Raw genomic sequence first — 265 nt, 5'->3', positions numbered from 1 at the left:
AGCAAGGTCATCAATAATTTCAACCGTAGCAATTTTGGCTAGTAGCTGACGAACAGCAGATACACGATCGTTTAGCGGGGTTGCTCGCCAAATTTTTTCATCGCGCATTGAATTAGCCATTAGCTTTTCTACTTGGGCATTTGCACCGCTGTAGTGGTGTAAGTCAAGCTCATCTGGGGTGAGGTTTGTCATTTGCACGTTTTCTGGTGATGCTTTTTCTTTCACCAAACGCTGTAGGTAGTTAGGGCCACCGGCTTTAGGGCCC

At 46.4% G+C, this 265-nt stretch carries 1 protein-coding gene; it reads right to left on the bottom strand.

Annotated elements, in window-relative coordinates:
- Positions 1 to 265 (bottom strand): hypothetical protein (locus SB756_RS31040; protein ID WP_410913365.1); only part of this gene is annotated, 265 nt, incomplete at both ends.

The organism is Pseudomonas sp. SIMBA_068 (assembly GCF_046534705.1).
In the GTDB taxonomy this organism is placed as follows: domain Bacteria; phylum Pseudomonadota; class Gammaproteobacteria; order Pseudomonadales; family Pseudomonadaceae; genus Aquipseudomonas; species Aquipseudomonas putida.
Note: the sequence above shows the minus strand (reverse complement) of the source record. Positions and strands in the feature narration are given on the sequence as shown.